At 70.2% G+C, this 22,847-nt stretch carries 22 protein-coding genes and 1 pseudogene; 13 read left to right on the top strand and 10 right to left on the bottom strand.

Annotated elements, in window-relative coordinates:
• Positions 1-37: 37 nt before the first annotated feature.
• Together AC0IY0_RS04920 and AC0IY0_RS04925 are read left to right on the top strand one after the other, a co-directional pair.
• Positions 38-997 carry a helix-turn-helix domain-containing protein gene (locus tag AC0IY0_RS04920; RefSeq protein ID WP_471763199.1) on the top strand — a complete coding sequence of 320 codons (960 nt, stop codon included), beginning with the start codon at positions 38-40 and terminating at the stop codon, positions 995-997.
• Between the two features lie 340 nt (positions 998-1,337).
• Positions 1,338-2,297, top strand: a complete 960-nt coding sequence (locus AC0IY0_RS04925) for a helix-turn-helix domain-containing protein (protein WP_471763200.1) — start codon at positions 1,338-1,340, stop codon at positions 2,295-2,297.
• A 16-nt stretch (positions 2,298-2,313) separates the two neighbouring features.
• Here AC0IY0_RS04925 and AC0IY0_RS04930 read toward each other — a convergent pair whose 3' ends face one another.
• The 5 genes from AC0IY0_RS04930 to AC0IY0_RS04950 form a co-directional block, all read right to left on the bottom strand.
• Entirely contained in the window at positions 2,314-3,636 is a 1,323-nt protein-coding gene (locus tag AC0IY0_RS04930) for an MFS transporter (protein ID WP_147909674.1), read from the bottom strand.
• Between the two features lie 100 nt (positions 3,637-3,736).
• On the bottom strand, positions 3,737-4,660 hold the full coding sequence (locus tag AC0IY0_RS04935; RefSeq protein WP_147909673.1) for a hydroxymethylglutaryl-CoA lyase: 924 nt from the start codon (positions 4,658-4,660) through the stop codon (positions 3,737-3,739).
• Positions 4,657-5,850, bottom strand: a complete 1,194-nt coding sequence (locus tag AC0IY0_RS04940; protein ID WP_461230588.1) for a CaiB/BaiF CoA transferase family protein — start codon at positions 5,848-5,850, stop codon at positions 4,657-4,659. The genes AC0IY0_RS04935 and AC0IY0_RS04940 overlap by 4 nt, the downstream gene beginning before the upstream one ends.
• Before the next feature lie 105 nt (positions 5,851-5,955).
• Positions 5,956-6,846 (bottom strand): LysR family transcriptional regulator, encoded by an 891-nt coding sequence (locus AC0IY0_RS04945; protein ID WP_246692154.1) that lies wholly within the window; start codon positions 6,844-6,846, stop codon positions 5,956-5,958.
• Between the two features lie 32 nt (positions 6,847-6,878).
• Positions 6,879-7,289, bottom strand: coding sequence for a hypothetical protein (locus AC0IY0_RS04950; protein ID WP_461232429.1), 411 nt, complete (start codon positions 7,287-7,289; stop codon positions 6,879-6,881).
• Positions 7,290-7,484: 195 nt separating this feature from the next.
• Here AC0IY0_RS04950 and AC0IY0_RS04955 point away from each other — a divergent pair, with 195 nt between their 5' ends.
• The 3 genes from AC0IY0_RS04955 to AC0IY0_RS04965 are packed head-to-tail and all read left to right on the top strand — an operon-like array spanning position 7,485 to position 9,565.
• Complete coding sequence (locus tag AC0IY0_RS04955) at positions 7,485-8,120, top strand: LemA family protein (protein WP_147853989.1); 636 nt, start codon at positions 7,485-7,487, stop codon at positions 8,118-8,120.
• A gap of 19 nt (positions 8,121-8,139) precedes the next feature.
• Positions 8,140-8,943 carry a TPM domain-containing protein gene (locus AC0IY0_RS04960; protein ID WP_147853988.1) on the top strand — a complete coding sequence of 268 codons (804 nt, stop codon included), beginning with the start codon at positions 8,140-8,142 and terminating at the stop codon, positions 8,941-8,943.
• The gene (locus AC0IY0_RS04965; protein ID WP_471763201.1) at positions 8,933-9,565 is read left to right on the top strand and encodes a TPM domain-containing protein; all 633 of its coding nucleotides are present in this window, start codon (positions 8,933-8,935) and stop codon (positions 9,563-9,565) included. Before AC0IY0_RS04960 ends, AC0IY0_RS04965 begins: the two co-directional genes overlap by 11 nt.
• Before the next feature lie 229 nt (positions 9,566-9,794).
• On the opposite strand, the gene AC0IY0_RS04970 is transcribed toward AC0IY0_RS04965, so the two are convergent.
• The 3 genes from AC0IY0_RS04970 to AC0IY0_RS04980 are packed head-to-tail and all read right to left on the bottom strand — an operon-like array spanning position 9,795 to position 11,717.
• The gene (locus AC0IY0_RS04970) at positions 9,795-10,289 is read right to left on the bottom strand and encodes a hypothetical protein (protein WP_471763202.1); all 495 of its coding nucleotides are present in this window, start codon (positions 10,287-10,289) and stop codon (positions 9,795-9,797) included.
• Complete coding sequence (locus tag AC0IY0_RS04975) at positions 10,286-11,158, bottom strand: hypothetical protein (RefSeq protein WP_419829010.1); 873 nt, start codon at positions 11,156-11,158, stop codon at positions 10,286-10,288. The genes AC0IY0_RS04970 and AC0IY0_RS04975 overlap by 4 nt, the downstream gene beginning before the upstream one ends.
• Positions 11,159-11,168: 10 nt before the next feature.
• On the bottom strand, positions 11,169-11,717 hold the full coding sequence (locus AC0IY0_RS04980) for a hypothetical protein (protein WP_471763203.1): 549 nt from the start codon (positions 11,715-11,717) through the stop codon (positions 11,169-11,171).
• 507 nt (positions 11,718-12,224) lie between these two features.
• Between AC0IY0_RS04980 and AC0IY0_RS04985 the strand changes: the two genes are divergently transcribed.
• From AC0IY0_RS04985 to AC0IY0_RS05000, 4 genes are read left to right on the top strand one after another with little or no spacing between them, the layout of a single operon-like run.
• On the top strand, positions 12,225-13,547 hold the full coding sequence (locus AC0IY0_RS04985) for a nucleotide disphospho-sugar-binding domain-containing protein (protein WP_471763204.1): 1,323 nt from the start codon (positions 12,225-12,227) through the stop codon (positions 13,545-13,547).
• Between the two features lie 23 nt (positions 13,548-13,570).
• A complete protein-coding gene (locus AC0IY0_RS04990; protein WP_147857393.1) occupies positions 13,571-13,783 on the top strand; it encodes a ferredoxin in 213 nt (70 codons plus the stop codon).
• Positions 13,780-15,087 (top strand): NAD(P)/FAD-dependent oxidoreductase, encoded by a 1,308-nt coding sequence (locus AC0IY0_RS04995; RefSeq protein WP_471763205.1) that lies wholly within the window; start codon positions 13,780-13,782, stop codon positions 15,085-15,087. The genes AC0IY0_RS04990 and AC0IY0_RS04995 overlap by 4 nt, the downstream gene beginning before the upstream one ends.
• Positions 15,088-15,091: 4 nt before the next feature.
• Positions 15,092-16,333 (top strand): cytochrome P450, encoded by a 1,242-nt coding sequence (locus tag AC0IY0_RS05000; protein ID WP_471763229.1) that lies wholly within the window; start codon positions 15,092-15,094, stop codon positions 16,331-16,333.
• A gap of 128 nt (positions 16,334-16,461) precedes the next feature.
• Here the strand turns inward: AC0IY0_RS05000 and AC0IY0_RS05005 are convergent, their stop codons facing one another.
• Entirely contained in the window at positions 16,462-17,574 is a 1,113-nt protein-coding gene (locus AC0IY0_RS05005) for an alkene reductase (protein ID WP_471763206.1), read from the bottom strand.
• A 313-nt stretch (positions 17,575-17,887) separates the two neighbouring features.
• On the opposite strand from AC0IY0_RS05005, the gene AC0IY0_RS05010 reads away from it, so the two are divergent.
• The 4 genes and pseudogenes from AC0IY0_RS05010 to AC0IY0_RS05025 all read left to right on the top strand — a co-directional run bounded on the left by AC0IY0_RS05010 (position 17,888) and on the right by AC0IY0_RS05025 (position 22,540).
• Positions 17,888-19,063 (top strand): zinc-dependent alcohol dehydrogenase, encoded by a 1,176-nt coding sequence (locus AC0IY0_RS05010; RefSeq protein WP_471763207.1) that lies wholly within the window; start codon positions 17,888-17,890, stop codon positions 19,061-19,063.
• Between the two features lie 91 nt (positions 19,064-19,154).
• Positions 19,155-20,336, top strand: coding sequence for an SMP-30/gluconolactonase/LRE family protein (locus AC0IY0_RS05015; RefSeq protein WP_471763208.1), 1,182 nt, complete (start codon positions 19,155-19,157; stop codon positions 20,334-20,336).
• Positions 20,337-20,779: 443 nt separating this feature from the next.
• A pseudogene (locus tag AC0IY0_RS05020) lies at positions 20,780-21,133 on the top strand (PAS domain-containing protein); the annotation flags it as partial.
• A 732-nt stretch (positions 21,134-21,865) separates the two neighbouring features.
• On the top strand, positions 21,866-22,540 hold the full coding sequence (locus AC0IY0_RS05025) for an SOS response-associated peptidase (protein ID WP_147909660.1): 675 nt from the start codon (positions 21,866-21,868) through the stop codon (positions 22,538-22,540).
• 21 nt (positions 22,541-22,561) lie between these two features.
• On the opposite strand, the gene AC0IY0_RS05030 is transcribed toward AC0IY0_RS05025, so the two are convergent.
• Positions 22,562-22,822 carry a hypothetical protein gene (locus AC0IY0_RS05030; protein WP_147939507.1) on the bottom strand — a complete coding sequence of 87 codons (261 nt, stop codon included), beginning with the start codon at positions 22,820-22,822 and terminating at the stop codon, positions 22,562-22,564.
• Between the last annotated feature and the right edge of the window lie 25 nt (positions 22,823-22,847).

Here is a 22,847-nt window from a genome sequence, read left to right on the forward strand (position 1 = left end):
CCACCGCATCGCCCGGCATCGCCAGGGGACAGCACCCGTGCAGCCCGTATTCACGACCGACAACCTCCACGCGAAGGACCGCTTCAAGATCTGGCGGGAGACGCTGTTCGAGCGGCTGGTGCCGATCGAGATCGCGCGCCTCGACGACAGCCCGTTCGCCGGCAAGATGGAGTTCGCCAACGTCGGCACCCTGCGAATGACGCGGGTCACGCAGGGCGCGCTGCGCAACGAGACGACCCCCAACGCCGCGCGCCAGCACGAGCGGGCCGGCATGGCCGTCGTGCTGTTCAAGCTCTCCGGCACGTCGACCTGCCTTCAGGACGGCCGGGACTCGGTCCAGAAGCCCGGCGACATCGTGGTGCTCGATCATCGGCCGTCCGTGGTGACGACGAGCCCGGGCAGCCAAGCCGTGTTCCTGGAATTGCCGCGCGAACGCCTCGAGAGCGTGCTCGGGCCGACCCGGCTCTACACCGCGCTGTCCATGGGGGCGGAACTGGCCACGACCAGCTTGGCGTCGACGTTCTTCCGCGAGCTGATCCAGATACGCCACCGGCTCGATCCGGACTCGGCCGAGCGGATGTCGACGATCGGACTGAACCTGATCGTGGCCTGCATCGCCGAGCGGATGGCCAAGGAGGTGCCGCAGCCGCTGCACGGGACCGTCGTGGTCCAGCGCGCCAAAGCGTTCGTCGAGGCCAACCTCGGCGACCCCACCCTCGACCCGCCCCAGCTCGCGGCGGCGGTGGGCGTGTCGCTGCGCCGGCTGCAGGAGCTGTTCCACGAGCGCGGCCAGCAGATCTCCGACTGGATCTGGCAGCGTCGTCTCGCGGCGGCCGCCAAGCGCCTGGCCGACCCGAGCTGCGCCCACCTGCAGATCGGCGCCGTGGCCTTCGGCTGCGGCTTCGCCAACCAGGCCCATTTCGCCCGCCGGTTCAAGGAATGCCACGGCCTGTCGCCGCGGGAATACCGGATCGCGGCCCTTATCGGCACCCTGTAGCGGCCCACCGGTCCATCGCAACGAAGGCAAGGCTCGCGCGCGATCGCATCGCCGTCGCGACACGCCGTCCTGCTTCTGTTCCAAGCAGCGTGAGACGGGTCAGGGATTGTCCCGCCCGCGCGACGTGAATCCGCATCGGCCATGCTGCGCCGTGCTTGCATACGCAATGAAATTTTTTGTATACATTGCCGCAACACCTTCCTCGTAGCCTCATAAGTCCGACAAGTATTAAATCTAGCAGGATAAATTTCGGTCATAGATCAAGGCTCGGCTCAAATACTTCGGAGATCCGTGGCGCCGTTGTTCAGCGTGTGTCATCGTCGAGAACGGAATTTTACCTATGAAATTATTGTTTTCGACCGATAATATTCCTATCGATGCGCGTTTCAAACGCTGGCTGGAGACCCTGGAAGAGCAGCGCCTACCCCTTGAACAGCAGCAGCTCGACGCCGCGCCCTTCGAGGCCCGGCTGGAGATCGCCACGCTGGGCCCGCTCACCTTGACCCGGGTCTCGGAGGGTCCACTGCGCAGCGAGGCGACACCCGGCAAGATCCGCCGCCTGGGTGACGCGGGCTGCATCAGCGTGGGCCTCACGCTCGCCGGCACCATGACGGTCGAGCAGCGGGATCGGGTCTCGACGCAGCGGCCGGGCGACCTGGTGGTGATCGAGCATCAGCCGACGGTGATGACGACGAGCCCGGGCAATCAATCCTTGTACCTGAAGATGCCGCGCGAAAGGCTGGAGGACGTGCTCGGGCCGGCACACCGCTACGCGGCCCGGACCGTGGGCGCGGACCTGGCCACCGCGAACCTGGCGACGGGCTACTTCGTGGAGTTGAGCCGCATGCATCACCAGCTCGACCCGATCGCGGCCGCCCGCATGGGGTCGATCGGCGTGGACCTGATCGTCGCGAGCATCGCCGAGCGGATGGCGCTGGACCTGCCGCAGCCGCTGAGCGGCAACGTGCTGGTCCAGCGGGCCAAGGCGCATGTCGAGGCGAACCTCGGCGATCCGACCCTCGACCCGCCGCAGCTGGCGGCCGCGGTCGGCGTGTCGCTGCGCCGGCTCGAGGAACTGTTCCACGAGCGCGGCCAGCACGTTTCCGACTGGATCTGGCAACGCCGGCTCGAGGTCGCGGCCGACCGCCTGACCGACCCGGCCTTCACCAACCTGACGATCGCGACCCTGGCCGCCGGCTGCGGCTTCACCAGCCGGGTCTACTTCACGCGCCGCTTCAAGAACCGCTTCGGCCTGACGCCCAGCGATTTCCGCTACGCCGTCGGGCTGAGCCCGGAGTAGCGGCTCGGCAAGCCGTTCAGGGGCCGCGGTCGCTCCGGCGCAGGCTCGCCGGCATGGCGAACAGCAGGAGGCCGGCCGCCACCAGGCAGAGCGACCCGATGACGTAGAGGGCCGGCGTGGTCGATCCGGTCAGGTCCTTGACCCAGCCGACCATCACCGGGCTGACGATGCCGCCGAACTGGCCGAGCGTGTTGATCAGCGCGATGCCGCCGGCCGCGCCGACGCCGGTGACGAGCTTGGCCGGCAGGGTCCAGAAGGTCGGGATCGAGGCGACGATGCCGGATCCGAGCAGCGCCAGCGCGATCATCAGCGGCACGATCTGCCGGTCGAACAGGCCGGCGGTGAAGAACCCGATGGCCGCGGCGATCGCCAGCGCGGCGACGAATTTCGGCCGCTCGCCCGAGGCGTCTGACAGGCGCCCGACCACCACCATGCTGATCGCGCCGCAGATGTACGGGACCGCCGTGAGGAGGCCGACATAGGCGGCGCTGCTGCCGCTGGCGGTCTTGATCAGGTCCGGCCCCCAGAAATTCAGTCCGTATGAGCCGATCTGGAGGAGGAAGTAGACCAGCCCGATCATCAGGAAGCCGGGCTGGCGGAGGGCGCCGAGCAGCGAATGGTCGCCGATCTCGCGGTTGTGGTGGGCGATCCGGGCGGACAGCAGGTCCTTCTCCGGCTGCGACAGCCAGCGCGCATCGGAGATCCGGTCGTCGAGGCGCATCAGCACCAGGGCGCCGAGCACGAGGCAGGGCAGGCCGCCGGCCAGGAACAGCCATTGCCAGCCGGCGAGCCCGGCGACGCCGTTGAGGCCCCCGAGGATCAGGCCGGCCACCGGGGCCCCGAGGATGCCCGAGAACGCCGAGGCCACGAACAGGAACGAGGTGATCCGCCCGCGATGCGAGGCCGGGAACCACAGGGTCAGATAGTACAGGATGCCGGGCGCGAAGCCGGCCTCCATGGCGCCGATGATGAAGCGCAGTGTGTAGAAGTGCCATTCCGTGCGGATGAAGATCATCAGCGCGGTGGCGATCCCCCAGGAGATCATGATCCGGGCGATCCAGCGGCGCGCGCCGACCCGGTACAGGAACAGGTTCGACGGCACCTCGAAGATGACGTAGCCGACGACGAACATGCTGGCGCCGAGCCCGTAGGCGACGTTGCTGAAGCCGAGGTCGCTCTGCAGCTGGAACTTGGCGAAGCTGATGTTGATCCGGTCGAAGAACGCGAACAGGTAGCAGACCATGATCAGCGGCATCAGCCGCCACGCCACCTTCCGGACGATGCCGGCCTCGGTCACATCCTCTGGGCGCGCGGGGGCGCCGGTCACCGCGATGGCCATCGTGTTCCTCCCTGGAGAAGTCCGGCCGCCCCGTCGCGGACGAGCCGGATGCGCGGGGCCGCCTTCGGTGAGCGGCTTTTTCGCGCTGTGATCGTCGGTGTCAGGCGGCCCGTGGGACCGGGTGCAGGTCGCAGGGCCGGCCCGCCTGGGCGACCTGACCGGGCACCGGGTGGCCGACCAGCCGGGGCAGGTCCCGGGACAGGGCGATCAGGGCCGGCAGGTCGAGGCCGGTCGGGATCCCCATCTCGTGGGCCATGCTGACCAGATCCTCGGTGCAGATGTTGCCGGTGGCGCCCGGGGCGAACGGGCAGCCGCCCAGGCCGCCGAGCGCCGCATCGAAGCGGCGCGCGCCCGCCTGCCAGGCCGCCAGCACGTTGGCGAGGCCGACCCCGCGGGTGTTGTGGAAATGCAGCGTCAGATGCTCGGCCGGGACGATCTGCAGGACGCGGGCGACGAGGCGCTCGACCTGGCGCGGGTTGGCCATGCCGGTGGTGTCGGCGAGCGTCACGCCGGTGATGCCGAGCGCACGATAGCGCTCCACCTGCGCGACGACCGCGTCGGCCGGCTGGTCGCCCTCGAACGGGCAGCCGAAGGCCGTGGCGACCGTCGCATTGGTCAGGACGGCCGAGCCCGTCACGGTCGCCATGATGCGGGAGAAGCCCGCGATCGAGTCGTCCGGGCTCATGCCCATGTTGGCGCGGTTGTGGGTCTCGCTCACGGAGGCGACGAGGTTGATCTCGCCGACCCCGGCGGCCAGCGCCCGCTCGGCGCCCTTCGGGTTCGGGACGAGCGCCACGTAGACCGTGCCGGGCCGGCGGCGGATCCCGGCGAAGACCTCGGCGGCGTCGCGCAGGGCCGGTACCGCCCTGGGAGAAACGAAGGACGAGACCTCGATGCGGGAGAAGCCCGCATCCGAGAGCGCGTCCACCAGGGCGATCTTGTCGGCGGTCTCGACCCAGGCCGCCTCGATCTGCAGGCCGTCGCGGGGCGCGACCTCCTGGACCAGCATCGTGGCCTCGCTCATTTCACGGCTCCCGCATCGCGCAGCGTCTGGATCGCGACCGCGTCCAGGCCGAGATCGGCCAGGACCGCGTCGGTGTGGGCGCCGAGCGCCGGCCCCGGCCAGCGCACCGCCCCGGGGGTGCCGGACAGCTTCGGCACGATGCCGGGCATCTTCACCTGGGTGCCGCCGGGCAGCTCGGCCTGAAGGATCATGTCGCGGGCCTGGTAGTGCGGGTCGGCGACGATGTCGGCCACCGAGTAGATCCGCCCCGCCGGCACGTCCGCGGCGTCCAGGGCGGCCAGCGCGTCCGCGACGCTCCTTGCCTTCGACCAGTCTCCGATCACGCCGTCGAGCATCGCGGCGTGCTGCGAGCGGCCCTCGTTGGAGCGCATCCGCGGGTCCTCGGCGAGGTCGGGGCGCCCGATGGCCTGCATCAGTCGGCGGAAGATCGGGTCGCTGTTGCCGGCGATCACGACGTAGCCGCCATCCTGGGTCGGGTAGGTGTTGGACGGGGTGATGCCGGGCAGCGCGCCGCCGGTGCGGGTGCGGATCTCGCCGAGCAGGTCGTATTCGGGGACCAAGCTCTCCATGACGTTGAACACGCTCTCGACCAGCGAGACGTCCACCACCTGCCCGGCGCCGCCGTTGACCTTGACGTTCAGGATCGACATCAGCGCGCCGATCACGCCGTGGAGCGAGGCCAGGGTGTCGCCGATGCTGACGCCGACCCGGGCCGGCGGGCTGTCCGGGGAACCGGTGGTGTAGCGCAGCCCGCCCATGGCCTCGCCGATGGCGCCGAAGCCCGGCCGGTCACGGTACGGCCCGGTCTGGCCATAGCCGGAGATGCGCACCATCGTGAGCGACGGGTTGAGGGCCGAGAGCACGTCCCAACCCAGCCCCAGCTTCTCCAGGCCGCCGGGCCGGAAGTTCTCGACCACCACGTCGGCGCTGGCAGCGAGTCGCTTGACGATGTCGAGCCCCTCCGGGGTCTTCAGGTTGACCGCGATCGACTTCTTGTTGCGCGACTGGAGATACCACCACAGCGAGGTGTCGCCGTGCATCTTGCGCCAGGTGCGCAGGGGGTCACCGCCGTCGGGCGCCTCCACCTTGATCACCTCGGCACCGAACTCGGCGAGGAGCTTGGTGGCGAAGGGCGCGGCGATGAGCTGGCCGAGTTCCAGCACACGGATCCCGCTGAGCGGACCTGACACCGTCGTTCTCTCCCTGTCTTTGCCCGGAGGATACGACCGGCTTCCGGGCGATGTCCAAACGCCATGCGCGAGCCTGCGTTCTCCGCACGCGAACGGAAGCCCCTCCTATCCCCCGGCCGTGCGCAGGTGATCCAGCAACAGGGCGGCGGCGGGCGGCAGGGCGCCGGGGCGGACCACCAGGGTGAGCGTCCGCGTCGCCCAGGGGTCGGTCAGCGGCACCGCCGCGAGGTTCAGCTGCGGCCCGAGCAGGGCGAAGACCCCCTCGGGGATCGTGCCGAGGCCCATCCCGGCCTGCGCCATCCGGCAGATCCCGTCGAAGCTCGGAACGTGGATCCGCAGGCGCAGGGGCCGCCCGAGGCGCCGGGCCTCGTCCCGCAGGGCGGCGTAGATCGAGCTCTCCACGTGCAGGCCGACATGGTCGTAGTCGAGGGTGTCGGCGAGGGCGACGGCGGCGTGCCCGCTCAGCGGATGGTCGGCCGGCATCACCAGGACCAGGCGGTCGCCGCGATACGGGTAGGCGGTGAGCGAACGGGTGTCGGTGCCGCCGGCGCAGATCCCGAGATCGGCCGCGCCCTCCTCGACGCCCAGCACCACGCCGCCGCTCGGCCGCTCCGCCAGATCGACGCGGATCTGCTCCTGCGCAGCCAGGAAGGCCTGGAGGTCCTCGGGCAGGAACTGCACGATCGCCGACAGGTTGGCGAGCATCCGGACGAAGCCGCGCACGCCGTGCGCGTGCTCGGCCAGTTCGAGCGCCATCTGCTCGGCGCTCGCCAGCATCCGGCGGGTGTGGTGCAGCAGCGTCTCGCCGGCCGGCGTCGGGCGCATCCCCCGGGGCTCGCGGGTGAGGAGGGCGCAGCCCAGCGCGCGCTCCAGCTCGGCCAGGCGCTTGCTCACCGCCGAGGGGGCGATCGCCGCCCGCCTTGCCGCGCCGTTGAGCGTCCCGGCCTCGCAGATCGCCGCGAACAGGCGCAGCGTCTTGAGGTCGAGGCGGCTCACGGTCGCCGCGGTCGGACGCGTCTCGCGAATGCCTACGGCCTCGTCTTGGCGGCCCCCGGGGGGCCGCGCCAATCCCGCGCGCCGACCGGCTGGCCGTACGCGCCGTGACCGAGCTTCGCGCCCTGCCGGTTGACCACGCCGAAGCGCAGGACAGCCTGCTCCAGGTAGTCGATGGCGTCCACGAGGTCGGCGCGGGCGGCCGCGACCGCGTCCTCCCCCTCCTCGCCCGGGGTCTCGGCGAGGTTCACGGCAGCGATCAGCACCCGGTCGCGCTCCTCCTCGATCCGCCGGTCGCGCTCGACATGGCCGCGGACCCGGGCGTCGAAGGCCTCGATCACCGACCAGGGCAGCGCGTCCTTGTCCACAGGCGCACGGAAGGCCAGCGCGTGGCGCCTCGCCGCCGCCGCCGCGGCCCTGACGTGGTCGGCGAGTTCTGCATCCATCCCGGGTCCCCGTGCGGTCTCGCCCATGCTGTCTCGAACGCGTGCCGGTCCCGGCCGTTGCCGAGGCCCTTACCGGGTCGCACCGCCTGCCCTCAAGCGCGAATCCGGCGCGGCCCTTACCTTGACAAGGCGCGGCCTTATCTCTCGGAACTGTGATCGGTGTACCGGGCCTCGCCCGGAAGGGAGTTCCCCGGAATGGTTTCGATGCTGAATGCCGGCGCCCTGCGCCCCTCCTCCGCGGCGGCGCGCCTGCTGAGCGCGCTCACGGTCCTGCTGGTTGCCACCGGCCTCTCGGGCTGCGGCGCGATCAACCGCGTGCCGACCCTGGAGGAGCAGGCGAAGTCGTCCTGGAGCGAGGTGCAGAATCAGTACCAGCGCCGGGCCGACCTGATCCCCAACTTGGTCGAGACCGTGAAGGGCTACGCCCAGCAGGAGAAGGACGTGCTGATCGGCGTGACCGAGGCGCGCGCCAAGGCGTCGAGCGTGAAGGTCGACGCCTCGACGGTGAGCGACCCGCAGAAGTTCAAGGAATTCCAGGACGCGCAGAACCAGCTGTCCGGGGCCCTCGGGCGCCTGCTGGTTACGGTGGAAAAGTACCCCGACCTGAAGTCGAACCAGAACTTCCTGGCTCTGCAATCGCAGCTCGAAGGCACCGAGAACCGCATCGCCGTGGCGCGGCGCGACTATATTGGGGCGGTCCAGGCCTACAACACCGAGCTGCGCACCATCCCGGGCCGCTGGATCGCCGCGATCATGTATCCGGAGTCCAAGCCGATGGAGACGTTCTCGGCCACGCCCAACTCCGACCGTCCGCCGAACGTGAAGTTCTAGAGACAGCGCGGATAGATCGATGCGGCTCATGGGCTTGAGCCTCACCACGGTGGTGCGGCTCCTCCTCGCGCTGGTCGTGCTGTTCGGGTGCCTGGCCGTCTACGCGGTCGGCGCGCTGGCAGCCGACCTGACCTTCCCACCGCTGACCGGCCGCGTGGTCGACGCGGCCGGCATCCTCACGCCGGACCAGCGCGGGACGCTCGAGGCCAAGCTGAAGGCGCACGAGGACAAGACCTCGGACCAGGTCGTGGTGGCGACCGTGCCCAACCTGCAGGGCACGACCGTCGAGGATTACGCCAACCGCCTGTTCCGGGACTGGAAGCTCGGGCAGGCCAAGACCAACAACGGCGCCCTGCTGCTGGTGGCGCCGAGCGAGCGCAAGGTTCGGATCGAGGTCGGGTACGGGCTCGAGGGCGCACTGACGGACGCGCTGTCCCGGGTGATCATCGCCAGCGCGATCACGCCGCGCTTCAAGACCGGCGACTATTACGGCGGGATCGATGCCGGCGTCGACGGGATCCTGGGGATCCTGTCGGGGGATGCGCAGGAGTGGCAACGCAAGCCGCAGGTCCGCAGCGACGAGGTCGATCCCGGGCAGGTCGCGATCTTCATCGCCCTGTTCCTGATCGTCCTGTTCGTGGCCTGGCGCATGAACCGGGGCGGACGGGCCGGGCGGGGCGGCGGCATCGTGTTCCTGCCCGGCCCGGGCTCGGGCGGATGGAGCGGCGGCTACTCGGACGGCGGTTCGTCCGGCGGCTTCGGCGGCGGATTTTCCGGCGGGGGCGGCTCCTCCGGCGGCGGGGGAGCCTCGGGTGACTGGTAGGATCGCGGACGTTCTCCCCCCGGAGGCGCGCGAACGCCTCGCCCAGGCGGTGTCCCGGGCCGAAGCCGGCACGTCCGGCGAGATCGTCGTGATGGTCGGCCGGCGCGCTGGCGCCTACCGCTCCGTGGTGCTGCTCGCCGCCCTGATCGCCGGGCTGATCCTGCCCTGGCCGCTGATCGCGCTGACCGGCTGGAGTGCGGTCACGATCCTGCTGGCGCAGGCGGCCCTGGTCGCCGCGATCCTGGGCCTGAGCCAGATCGAGCGGCTGCGCCTCGCCCTGGTGCCGCGCCGCCTGCGCAGCGCCCGGGCCCGGGAGGCCGGGCAGCGGGCGTTCTGGTCCCGGGGCCTGAGCCGGACCCGGTCCCGCACCGGCGTGCTGCTCTACCTGTCCCTGGCCGAGCGCCATGCCGAGATCGTCACGGATCTCGGCGTGCTCGGGCGCATCCCGGCGCAAGCCTGGGACGGCATCCTGGCCGAACTCGGCGGGGCGCTGGCGCGCGGCGAGATCGAGGGCGGCTTGACCGTGGCGGTGGAGCGCATCGGTGCCTGCCTGGCGCAGCACCTCCCGGCCGGCCCCCACGATCCGGACGAATTGCCGAACCGGGTGATCGTCGCGGATTAGGGCGTCCCCCTCGCGGATGATGCGCGACCCTTTCCCGGACACCCGGACCGTCAGGGAAGGCGATCCCGGAACAGGCCCGCGCGAGCGGACATGCCGGGCGGCGCATGTCTCCGCCGAAGCCCGGGTCGAGGGCATCGTCCGGAAGGGTTGCGGCCGGCTTTCCAGAAAAAAGATGATGCGAACCAAGGAGTTCGTGCATCGCACCGGTCCCGACATCCAGTACGATGCGCTAGTCCCGCACCCGCCGCAATGCGGCCATGGCCTCGTCCGGCGCGGTGTCGCATCCCGCCGGCACGACCAGCTTCACGGCCAGCGCGGTCCGCGCCGAGGCCGAACGCATCCGCAGGACGGCGCCGGCCCGGTGCACGACATGCAGGACGCCCAGCGCCATCGCGGCCCGGGGGCCGTCGAGAGTCCAGCCCCGGTAGACGTAGACGACGCGGTCGTTCGGATCGCGCGGCGCGGCGAGGGACGTGTCCGTGCCATGGGGCGAGGGCTCGACGAAGTCGGCCACCACCGGGCGCGGGCACGCGGCGGTCCAGATCACCCGGCGCACGGCCTCGGTCCGGGTCAGGACCACGCCCGCGCCGAGATCGACCGCCGCGACGGCGGCGGCCGGTTCCGGGGTGGGCGCGCCGGTCCCGTAGGCCTGGACCCGCATCGAGACCGACAGGGCGAGCAGCAGGCACAGGGCGCCCAGGCCCGCGCGGTCGGCTCTGGTCAAACGGGACGCGCGACCGGGCACGGCGACCTCTCGACATGGATGATGATCGGCAGCAGCGAGGCCGCCACCGAGACCAGCGCCACGGTCACCGAGCCGGCCCCGTCGTGCCAGTGATGATAGGCCTCGGCCGACGGCAGCATCGCCAGGATCCGGGCGATGTTGATCGCGACGACCAGGATTGCGCTCGCCGCCAGGGCTCCCAGCGCCCCGCGGCCGATCGGTCGCCCGGCGATCTTGAGCACGCACAGCCAGATCAGGGCCGCCAGCGACAGGTTGTGGAACGCCGAGCAGCCCTCCAGCATCACGATCGACCAGTCCGGGCGGGTGCTGAGATAGACGCCGGTGGCGTGCAGGCCGGGAAACGCGAGGCGCCCGACCCAGGCCATCACGGCCACCTCGAACGGCTCGATGGCGTGGTAGAACAGCTTGAAGACGAGCTTGCTCCACAATTCGCACACCGACAGCGCCAGCCAGATCTGACCGATATCGGCGAGCAGACGGTCTTCCGAGCGCCGGACGAGGAACCACGCCGCGACGAGCGTCATGCCGGCGTAGACCGCGTGGGGCTCGGGCAGGAACCACGTGAGCGCACCGGCGACCAGGATACCGAGGTCGGACCGCGTCAGCGCTGGGCGGACCTCACGGGCGGTGAACAGGAGGACCGCCGTCGCCAGCGCTGCGAACACCTCGCCGAACTTGAGTTCGACGAGGCGCTGAAGGCCCGGATCGGGCTCGAGCAGCAGGCGCTGCAGGGCGGCCGACAGGGAGGTGCCGCAGGCAAAGACCAGCAGGCTCCAGCGCGCGGCGTGGACCGGCGGGCTCGACGGGCGCGCGAGGGCCATACCCGGCCCGGCCAGGATGTCGGCCACGGCGGCGCTCTCAGGCGGCGGCCGGCCCGGACTGTTCGCGACGCCTGCGACGCAGGAAGGTCACGGTGCCGCCGGCGAGCGCGAGACCCAGGATCGCGTTGATCTCGGGCGAGGGCGCGCCACCGGACGCGCCACCGGCACCGGCAGCGGCGCTGGATTCGAACAGGCCGGCAAACGCCCCGCCGGCTCCGTAGGGGCTCGCCTCGGCAAACCCGCCGGCCGTGTAGGTGCCGGCGCTCAGGTGGATCTGCGCCGAGCTGAAGGCGGGATTCTGCAACGCGTCTAAAGCCGAGCCCGCGTAACTCCCGAGCGCGGGCGTGGATGTGAGCCCTGAGAAGATCGTCACGCCCGTGGATGATGTCACGTTGATCCGGAACTGATCACCGCTGAGATACGAATCCACGATCGAGAACGTTCCCGGCCCGGCCAGGCTGAAGGAGAACGTCGGCAGCCCCGAGCCCTGACCGCCGAAATCGAAAGATTGGTACCCCGCACCGAGGGCGAGATCGATCGTTTGCGCCCGCGCCGGCAAGGCCTGCGCCGCCATGGCCAGGGCCATCACAGCGACGACACGTGAAAGGCTCTTCCTCATCTGCCGCTCCCCTCAGCTCGCATCAGCCCCGTCGCCTCGCCATCGAAATGAATAACGAACCTTAGAGTATTAACCAATATTTTGTTATATCAGTATTTGAGGATATGACTGGCGCAAACGAGCGCGGTCAAGGGTGGCTATCTACTTATTAAGCCCGCAATAGCCACTACTACTTTCGAGGGCGTGCCTGCGAACAGTGTCGGCGGATGCGCGGCTTGAACCGGCGCAGGCAATTGCGTGAATACGACCTTCGCAAGCTCCGCCCGGAGGCAGTGACAGTCTTCGCGAAATTTCACGGTGGCAGGATTTGTGCGTTGCCGCACGAACCCGGATCTGTACCGGTAACTCGGCCCGTCCGTCGACGATTCTCCCTGACAGAGGGAGCGGGCCGAGCCGCGCCTTCGGCGTCCGCACGCGGGACGCCGAGATCGACAGGGCGCGCGGGCATGGCCGGCGTCGCCCGAGGAGGCCGTGATGAAGATCCTGATTGCCGCCACGCCGCTCACCGGCCACGTGAACCCGCTGCTCGCCATCGGCCGCGCCGCCGCCGCCCGGGGCGACACCGTGCGGGTGCTGACCGACCCGGCCTTCCGGGCGAAGGTCGAGGCGGCAGGCCTGGGCTTCGCGCCCTACGCGGACAACGATTCCGCCAGCTTCCTGGAGACGACGCTGCCCCCTGGCCCGGAGCGGTTCCGGAGCGAATTCCAGCGGCGCTTCATCGATCCCATGCCGGTCCAGACGGCCGCCCTGCGGGCCCTGATCGCCGAGGATGCGCCGGACGTGATCGTAGCCGGCAGCATGTTCCTCGGCGTGCTGCCGCTGCTCCTCGACAGGGCGCCGCGCCCGCCGATCGTCACCGCCAACATCAGTTTCCTGTTCCTCGAGCGGCCCGACCACGCTCCGATCGGCCTGGGCCTGCCGCCCGCCCGCGACCCGTCCGAACTCGCCCGCTACGCCGCCCTGAAGGCGGGCATGGATGCCGCCTTCGCCAATCCGGTCCGGGCCTACGCGGACGCGCAGCTCGCGCGGCTGGGCGCGGCCCCGCTGCCGGCGTCCCTGCCGCACGCGGTGGTGGTCCTGCCCGACCTGTTCCTCCAGCCGACCGTGCCGGGCTTCGAGTACGATTACGGCACGCTGCCGCCGGGCGTCCGCTTCATCGGCCTACTCCAGCCCCCGGCCCCGCCGGCGCCCCTGCCGGACTGGTGGCCGGAGCTGGAACGGTCCAACGCCGACGGCAAGCCCGTGGTGCTGGTCACCCAGGGCACCCTCGCCAACGCCGATTTCGGCGCGCTGGTCGAGCCGACCCTGGCCGCCCTCGCCGACCGGGACGACCTTCTGGTCCTCGCCACCACGGGCGGGCGCCCGGTCGAGGCGCTGCGCGGGCCGATCCCGGCCAACACGCGGGTCGCGCGGTTCCTGCCGTTCCGGGAGCTGCTGCCGCGGGTGAGCGTGCTCGTCACGAATGGCGGCTACGGCAGCGTCTCGCAGGCGCTCTCGAATGGCGTGCCGATCGTCTCGGCGGGCCTGACCGAGGACAAGGCGGAGGTGAACGCCCGGATCGGCTGGTCGGGCGTCGGCCTCAACCTCGCCACCAACGCGCCGGGGGTCGAAGCCCTGCGGGACGCCGTGGCGCGGGTGCTCGGCGAGCCGGGCTTCCGGCAGCGGGCCATGGCCCTGCAGGAAGCCTTCGCGGCGCGGGACGCCATGGCCGGCATCCTGGGGGCGATCGACGCGCTGGTCCGCACCGGCCCGGCACACAACAGCGGCACGGCTGTCCCGATGGCGAGGTCGGCGTGAAGCCGGCGACCGATCATCCGGCGCTGCGGGTCGTGGTCGACCTCAACCGTTGCCAGGGCTACGCCCAATGCTGCTACGCGGCCCCGGACGCCTTCGCGATCCGGGGCCACGAGATCCTGTTCTACGATCCGGCCCCGCCGGCCGAGCGGCGTGGCGCGATCGAGCGCGCCGTCCAGGCCTGCCCGGTTCGCGCCATCAGCCTGCAAGCCGGGCCGGATGACGGAGATCTGCCGTGACCGCCGAGCCCGCCGGTATCGTGGTGATCGGCGCCTCGCTGGCGGGCCTGCGCGCCGCCGAGGCCCTGCGGCACGGCTCCTATGACGGGCCGCTGACCCTGGTGGGAGCCGAGCCGTATCGGCCCTACGATCGTCCGCCCCTGTCGAAGCACGTGCTCGCCGGAGAGCTGAGACCGGAGGCGAGTCGGCTGCCGGAGCGCACGCGCCTGCGCGCCCGCTGGCGGCTGGGGAACGCGGCCGTGTCCCTCGACCGGAAGGCCCGCACGCTCCGCCTCGCGGACGGTACGGAGCTGGCTTATCAAAAATTGCTGATCGCCACCGGGGCCGAGTCCCGTCCCTGGCCGGCCGAGACCGGCGGCGGGCTCGCCGGCATCCATACCCTGCGCGGCCTTGACGACGCCGCATCCCTCCGGGCGGACCTCCTGGCCGGGCCCCGCCGAGTCCTCATCGTCGGGGGCGGGCTGATCGGCTGCGAGGCGGCCTCCTGCCTGCGCGACCTCGGCCTGCCGGTGACCCTGGTCGATCCCAACCCGGCCCCGTTGGCCCGGTCTCTCGGAACCTGGGTCGGCGGCGTGATCGCCGCGCGCCTGCGCGAGTCCGGTGCGGTGTTCCGCCCCGGCGCCCAGGTACTGCGATTCGAGGGCGACGCGGCCGGCCGGGTCGCCCGGGCCCGCCTCGCGGACGGCGGCACCGTGGAGGCCGACCTCGTGATCGCCGCTCTGGGCGCGACCCGCGCCACCGGCTGGCTCCGGGGCGCCGGCCTGACGGCGGATCCCGGCGGCGTCACCTGCGACGCGGCCTGCCGGGTCCTGGACACGGACGGAGTGCCCTGCCCCGACATCTACGCGGCCGGTGACGTAGCCCGTTGGCCGATCCGGCTCTACGGCGACCGGCTGGTCTCGGTGGAGCATTGGGGCAACGCCGTCGAGCAGGCGGCCCACGCCGCCCGCAACATGCTGGCCGCCCCGGACGACCAGCGCGCCTACGTGCATCTTCCGGCCTATTGGTCCAGCCAGTTCGGGATCAACATCAAGGCCGTGGGTCTCACCGAGGGCGCCGACGCCGTCGCGGTGGTGCAGGGAACGCGCGCGTCCCGGCGCTTCCTCGCGGTCTACGGCCGGGCCGGGCGCAGCATCGCGGCGGTCTCGTTCGACCAAGCCCGGTGGCTGCCCGCCTATGCCGAGGCGATCGAGGCGGGCGCCGCCTTCCCCCCGATCCTCGACGCCACGGACCAGCCCCGGATCGAGACCGCAGCGCCGGGCTTCCCGCCGGCGCGTCCTTCCGCCGAGGCCGCCCATGGCTGACCCGATGTCCGACGAGGCCCTGTTCGCGGCCGTGACGGACCCGGCCAACCGGGCCGATCCCTACCCGCTCTATGCGCGGCTGCGGCAGCGCCCGGTCTGGCGCCAGCCGGACGGCAGCTACGTGGTGAGCGGCCACGCGGCGATCCGCGGGCTGATCTTCGATCCGCGCCTCAGCTCGGAGGACCTGCCGCCACCCCGCCGGCCGCGCACCGGCAACCCGCTCAAGGACCTCATCCTCAACCCGATCAAGAACCGCATCACCGCCACCCACCGGCCGCTGATCTTCCGCGACCCGCCGGACCACGACCGCCTGCGCAGCCTCGTCATGCGCGAGTTCTCCATCACCCGGGTGCTCGGCCTGCGCGACCGGATCGCCCGCGAGGTCGATCAGCTCATCGACGCCTGCCGGGGGCGCTCCGAGATCTGCCTGGTGAGCGACCTGTCGTACCCGTTGCCCGTCACGGTGATCTGCGAACTGCTCGGCGTCCCCGAGGCGGACGAGCCGCGCTTCCAGGTCTGGGCGACGCAGCTCGCCACCGCGGTGGAACCGGATGCCCACCACGACGCCGAAACCCGCCGTCAGATCGTCGGGGCCTTCGACGCGATCGCCGCCTACATGCGCGACCTCATCCGCGAGAAGCGCCGGCGCCCGGCCGACGACATGCTCAGCGGGCTGGCGGCCCCCGGTCCGGATGGCCGGAAGCAGCTCAGCGACTTCGACCTGATCGCCACCGCGGTCCTGCTCCTGGTCGCGGGCCACGAGACCACCGTGAACCTCATCACCAACGCGATGCTCACCCTGCTGCGCCACCCGGGGGAACTCGAACGCCTGCGCGCCGACCCGGAGCGGGCGCCGCAGGTGATCGAGGAGGTGCTGCGCTACGAACCGCCGGTGCATTTTCGGACCCGCAAGGCGCTGGGTTCGATCACGATCGCCGGCGAGACGATCCCGAAGGGGGCCCCGGTGATCCTGCTGTTCGCCGCGGGGAACCGCGACCCGGAACGGTTCTCCGAGCCCGACCGGTTCGATCCGGACCGAGCGGACATTCAACATTTCGGCTTCGGCGGCGGCCTGCACTACTGCATCGGCGCGCCGCTCGCCCGGATCGAGGCCGAGATCGCCCTGGTGGCGTTGAGCCGCCGCCTCGTAGCACCCCGCCTGCTGCGCGACCCGCCGCCCTACCGGCCTGGCGCGTCGCTGCGCGGGCCGGAGCAGCTCGGGATCGGGATCGACGGGATCGTCTGAGAGCCCGTCGCTCCGGCCGGATTCCGGATGGGTTACGAAACGGGAAACGCCGGAATGTTTCCCGTGAAACATTCACAGGTTCCGGCCCCCGTCCCTGCTGGGACGGAGGAGCCGTCGATCCCGTCCGATCAGCGCCGCACCGGGACCGGACCGTTCATGCCGGGCCAGTCGGAGTAGCCGTTGGCGCCACCGCCGTACCAGTAGGGCTTCGGCGCCTCCGCCAGCGGTGCGCCGCTGGCGAGCCGTTCGACGAGGTCCGGGTTCGCGATGTAGGGCCGGCCGAAGCTGAACAGGTCGGCCCGGCCTTCCGCCAGCTCGGTCTCCGCGAGATCGAGGGTCAGCTGGTTGTTGCCGATATAGGCGCCCTTGAACCGGCGGCGGAGGTCGAGGAAGTCGATCCCGTCGGGAACATCGCGGGTCTGCTGGGTCACGCCCTCGATCGTGTGGACGTAGAGCAGCCCGAAGCCGTTCAGCGCGTCGACATAGGCGCCGTAGGTGGCGTGCGGGTCGGAATCGAGCGGTGTCTCGCCGGGCTGCGTGGTGGCGGGCGAGAGCCGGATGCCGACGCGGGCGCCGCCGCCCCAGACCTCGGTGACCGCCCGGACCACCTCCAGGGGAAAGCGCAGGCGGTTCTCGATCGACCCGCCGTACCGGTCGGTCCGCTTGTTGGTGGAATCGCGGACGAACTGCTCCAGCAGGTAATTGTTGGCCGAGTGGATCTCGACCCCGTCGAAGCCGGCCCGCTTGGCGTTCTCCGCGGCCCGCCGATAATCGGCGACGATCCCGGGGATCTCGTCGGTCTCCAGCGCCCGTGGCGTCTCGTGCGGCTTCATGCCGTCCTGGGTGAACGCGGTCCCCTCGGGCTTGATCGCGGAGGCCGAGACCGGCAATGCGCCGCCCGGCTGCAGGTCGGGATGGGAGATCCGGCCGGTGTGCCAGAGCTGCAGGAAGATCCGCCCGTCATTGGCGTGGATCGTCCTCACGATCCGCGACCAGCTCTCGACCTGCGCGTCGGACCAGATCCCCGGCGTGTAGGCGTAGCCGACGCCCTGCGGTGAGATGTTGGTCGCCTCGGAGATGATCAGCCCGGCATTCGCGCGCTGCCCGTAATAATCGGCGGCAAAATCCGGCGGCACGCCCTCGTTGTTGGAGCGGCTGCGGGTCAGCGGTGCCATCACCACCCGGTTCTTGAGCGTCAGGTCGCCGATGGTGACGGGTTGAAGGATCGGGCTGTTCGGCATGGGGCCTCGCACACGGCATCGCGCAAGGACGATGGCCGAAAACGGCTCGCCCAGGCTCGGAAGGGATGGCCGATAACCCGTCGAGGCCCGTCCGGGGTTCCACGGTCGCACCAGGATCGGCCGAAACGGCCGCGGTCGCGCTTCGAAGGCATGGGATGCCGCGGGAACCGAATTCCGGGGGGGCTGCCTCGGTCGCTCGCTAGCGGCACGGCCCTGCGCGTCACCGCAGCGGAACTTGACCGTACGGCCGGGCGCTTGCCCTGGCGAGGCCGCACAGCGCGGCCGTACTTCCCCGATCTGGAGAACCGTCCCGATGAAGGCACTCTGCTGGCACGGCAAGAACGATATCCGCTGCGACACGGTGCCGGACCCGGTGATCGAGGATGCCCGCGACGTCATCATCAAGGTGACGAGCTGCGCGATCTGCGGCTCGGATCTCCACCTGATGGACGGCCAGATGCCGACCATGAAGTCCGGCGACGTGCTGGGCCACGAGTTCATGGGCGAGGTCGTCGAGGTCGGCCAGGGCTTCACCAAGTTCAGGAAGGGCGACCGCATCGTCGTGCCGTTCAACATCAATTGCGGCGCCTGCCGCCAGTGCAAGCTCGGCAACTGGTCGGTCTGCGAACGCTCGAACCGCAACGGCGAGATGGCGGCCGCGCAGTTCGGCTACCCGACCGCGGGCCTGTTCGGATACTCGCACCTCACCGGCGGTTATGCCGGCGGGCAGGCCGAGTACGTGCGCGTGCCCATGGCGGACGTGGCGCCCATGAAGGTGCCGGACGGCATGGACGACGAGTCGGTCCTGTTCCTCACCGACATCCTGCCCACCGGCTGGCAGGGCGCCGAGCATTGCGAGATCCAGGGCGGCGAGACCATCGCGATCTGGGGCGCGGGGCCGGTCGGCCTGTTCGCGATCCAGTCGGCCAAGATCATGGGGGCCGGGCGCATCATCGCCATCGACACGGTGCCCGAACGCCTCGCCCTCGCGAAGAAATCCGGCGCCACCGACGTCATCGACTTCATGAACGAGGACGTGTTCGAGCGGATCCAGGAGATCAGCAAGGGCCAGGGCGCGGACGGCGTCATCGACTGCGTCGGCATGGAGGCGAGCGCGGGCCATGGCGGCCTCACCGGCGTGCTCTCGACCCTCCAGGAAAAGCTGACTTCCACGGAGCGGCCCTACGCGCTGGCCGAGGCAATCAAGGCGGTGCGCCCCTGCGGCATCGTCTCGGTGCCGGGCGTCTATGGCGGGCCGGTGCCGGTCAATATGGGCTCGATCGTGCAGAAGGGCCTGACCCTCAAGAGCGGCCAGACCCACGTGAAGCGCTACTTGGAGACGCTGACCAAGCTGATCCAAGAGGGCAGGTTCGACATGACGTCGATGATCACCCACCGGTCCACGAACCTCGCCGACGGCCCGGACCTGTACAAGACCTTCCGCGACAAGAAGGACGGCTGCGTGAAGGTGGTGTTCCACCCGAACTGACCCGCGCGCGGCGCGTTCCCCGCCATCGAGACGGCCCCGGTCTTCAGGGACCGGGGCTTCGACCGCCGATGCTTCTCAGGACCGATCCCGTATGACGATGCCGGCCGCCCACACCCTTCTGCCCCTCCTTCTCTGCACCCTCGCCGGCCCGGCCCTGGCGCAGGAGCCCGTGGCCGCCACCTCGCCGCCGCCGGCCGGCTCGACCGCGCTGACGCAGGTCGCGCACTTCCAGCATCAGGTCACCGGCGTGACGGTGGCGCAGGACGGCCAGATCTTCGTGAACTTCCCGCGCTGGACCGAGGATTCGCCGGTCTCTGTGGCGGAGATCAAGGACGGCAAACCCGTCCCATATCCCGATGAGGCGTGGAATTCATGGCGCAACGCCCGCAAGGGCGAGATCGACCCGAAAACCCACTTCGTCTGCGTGCAGAGCGTGGTCGCCGACCGGCAGGGCCGGCTCTGGGTCGTCGATGCCGCCGCCCCCGCGATGGCGGCCGTGGTCAAGGATGGCCCGAAGCTCGTGGCGATCGACCTGAAGACCAACACGGTCGCCAAGACGATCGCGTTCGACGAGACGGTGGCCCCGCAGGGCTCCTACCTGAACGACGTGCGGATCTCGCCCGACGGCAAGACCGCCTACCTCACCGATTCCGGTGCCGAGGGCGCCCTGGTGGTGGTCGACATCGATTCCGGGAAGGCCAAGCGGCTGCTCGCGGGCGTGTCCGCGACCATGCCCGATCCGGCCGTGACCGTGACGTATGACGGCAAGCCCCTGCGGCGGCCGGACGGGCGCGGCGTCGAGTTCTCGGCCGACGGCATCGCCCTCTCACCGGACGGCAAGACGCTGTACTGGCAGGCGATCAAGGGCAAGACCCTGTACAGCCTGCCGACCGACGCGCTGACCGGCTGGGTCACGGCATCGCTGGTGCCGGAGATGCTGGCCGACAAGACCCTCGCCGGCAAGGTCGTCACCGTGGGGGAGAACGGGCCGGCCGACGGTCTGCTGATCGATCGCGACGGCAGCCGCATGTACGTGACGTCGCCGCAGGACGATTCCATCAAGGTCCGCGACCTCGCGTCCAAGGCGTCCGGGGTGACCACGCTGATCCAGGATCCGCGCCTGCGCTGGCCGGACACGTTCAGTCAGGGACCGGACGGGACGGTCTACGTCACGACCTCGCACATCCAGGATTCCGCCTTCTACAAGGAGGGCGCCCCGATCGCGCTACCGACGGAGTTGTGGAGCTTCAAGCCGACGGCGACCCCGCGCTGAGCCGGCAACGCGTCTGACACCTCCGGCTGACGCAACCGGCCGGAGGTCCCGACGCCTTTCGGCGCCGGCCAGCAAGCGCATCACCCAAAGCAAGAAAGGACCGATCGCGCTGAATTGCCGGTCCGTCCGGGGCATGATCCACACACCAGAAACAGACCCGTCAGCATAAACCTGCGCGCCTCGGCATGCCGCGCGGGGCCGTCGCTTATAAAATCATCGATGGTCTAAGCCCGGCTGCTGATCTATTCAAAACTGAAATTGTTTTAATCTTGTGAAACAGGACTGATTTTATCAGCCCTAAGCGCGCAGGAAATCAATTACCTCAGGATTAAACTCTGATATTAACGCTCCGTCCATGAACTATTACATACCTGATCGACCTATTCCCTTGTTCGGAATTTTCCGAATCGTATCACAGCCGTCGAGATCTCGTAACAGGGACGATGCGTGCAAGGGCCGTACTGTTCGATAAGGATCTTCGCTCGAAAGGAGAGGCCTTGGACCGGTCTCAGGCCGTCATCGAGTTCGCGCTCGACGGCACGATCCTGGCGGCCAACACGAACTTCCTCGACGCAGTCGGCTACCGGCTCGACGAAGTTCGCGGCCAGTCCCACGCGATGCTGGTCGCCCCGGCCTTCCGGGAGACCGAGGCCTACCGCGCGTTCTGGGCGGCGCTCAGGCGCGGCGAGTTCCAGGCTGGCGAGTTCAAGCGCATCGGCAAGGACGGTCGCGAGATCTGGCTGCAGGCGACCTACAATCCGATCCTCGACCGACGCGGCAAGCCGATCAAGGTCGTCCTGCCCCGCAAGCCGGCAGCCGCCGTTCGGGACGGCAGTCTAGGCGGTCGTGCGGCCCGACAGCTTGGTCGCGACCTCCCGCCCCGCGCCATCAGGCGTGAATCCAAGGCCAGAATCAGCGTCGTCGATAGCGGAGGCGCCGTCTGCAGGGCCCGACGGGCGGCCATCGTCGCTTGAACCGCCCTTGCACCAGGATGATCCGGCACGCACCGCCGACCGGCGCCGTCCGGAACATCGTGACCACGGGGCCGTCCGCCCGGTGAAGCTTCTGGATCGGCTCGACGAAGGCCGTGCGATCTTCCGGATGCCCGAACGCGGCGCCCTGCGCGAGCGGCAGACCTGCGGCACGCCCCACGGCGGGAAGGCCCAGGATGCGGGCGGCCCGACGGGAATACCGCAGGCGATAGCCCGCGTAGCGCCAGAGACCCGCCTGTGCCGCCTACAGGGGTGTCCGTCCGACCACGCGCCTGGTCTGCGTGGGCGCATCTGGCGGCAGATCCGGCAGCTGCGGCATGGTACGTTCCGCGGAATGGGCCCGCGGTTCCGGCTGCGCAATGTGCCGCCGATCAATCGCTCCGCGAACGATCCTGATCCATATCAGTTTTCGCTCACGTGGTCCGGTTCCAGTATTTGCTTTCACCCAGCTGGCGACAGGGTCCGTCACGAAGCTGCGCCGATCATTTCACCGCCGCCCGAACCGGCCGAGATCTCCCAGAGCCCCAGCCAGCCCTCATGTGCAACCTCTACAGCCTGCGCACCGGCCCCGCCGGGTTGCGCCGCGCCTTCGAAACCACCAGCGACCGCACCGGCAACCTGCCGCCGCTGCCCGCGATCTTCCCCGACCAGATGGCCCCGGTGGTCTGGAACGGCGCGGAGGGCCGGGAACTCGCCCTGATGCGCTGGGGCATTCCCGGCCCCAAGGCCTTCGGCGAGCATCCCGTCACCAACGTCCGCAACGCCGCGAGCCCGCACTGGCGGCCCTGGCTGGGCCCGGCCCATCGCTGCCTGGTGCCGGCCAACGCCTTCAGCGAGTACGCCGACACGAAGCCGCGCAAGATCCCGGTCTGGTTCGCCCGCGACGAGGACCGTCCGTTGTTCGCCTTCGCGGGGATCTGGCGGTCCTGGACCGGCGTGCGCGGGACCAAGCGGGAGAACCCGGACCGCGTCCCCGAGGAGCACCGCCTGTTCTCCTTCCTGACCACGGAGGCGAACGGGGTCGTCGGCCCGGTCCACCCGAAAGCGATGCCGGTCGTCCTCACCGAGCCGGAGGAATGGGCGGCCTGGCTGGAGGCTCCCACCGCCGAGGCGCTCAAGCTGCAGCGCCCGTTGCCGGATTCGGCCCTGCGCGAGGTGGCCCGGGGCGAGCGCTCGGACGGCGCCGCGCCGGATGCCGAGCCCGAGGCGTGACCGCGGGCGGCGGCGTTCCAATCACTGGATCGAGCCGCCGTCCGGCGTCTGCAGCAGCCGCAGGGCCTCGCCCAGCACCGCGTGCAGGTCGGCCGCGCCCTGCAGGCTGAGGGGAAGCCCGACCCGCTGACCGAGGATCGTATCGAGGACGACCATGGCGAGGTCCTCGCCCACGAGCAGGCTGGGCTTCGGCAGGCAGAGCGGCAGGACGAAATCGCCCTCCATCTCGCCGAGGACGTCGATGGCGTCGCCAGGTCGGAAGGGCTTGGTCCTGTCGTTCATCGCGGCCTGACCTCGCGGGCATGTC

It is taken from the genome of Methylobacterium sp. AC315 (assembly GCF_979253755.1).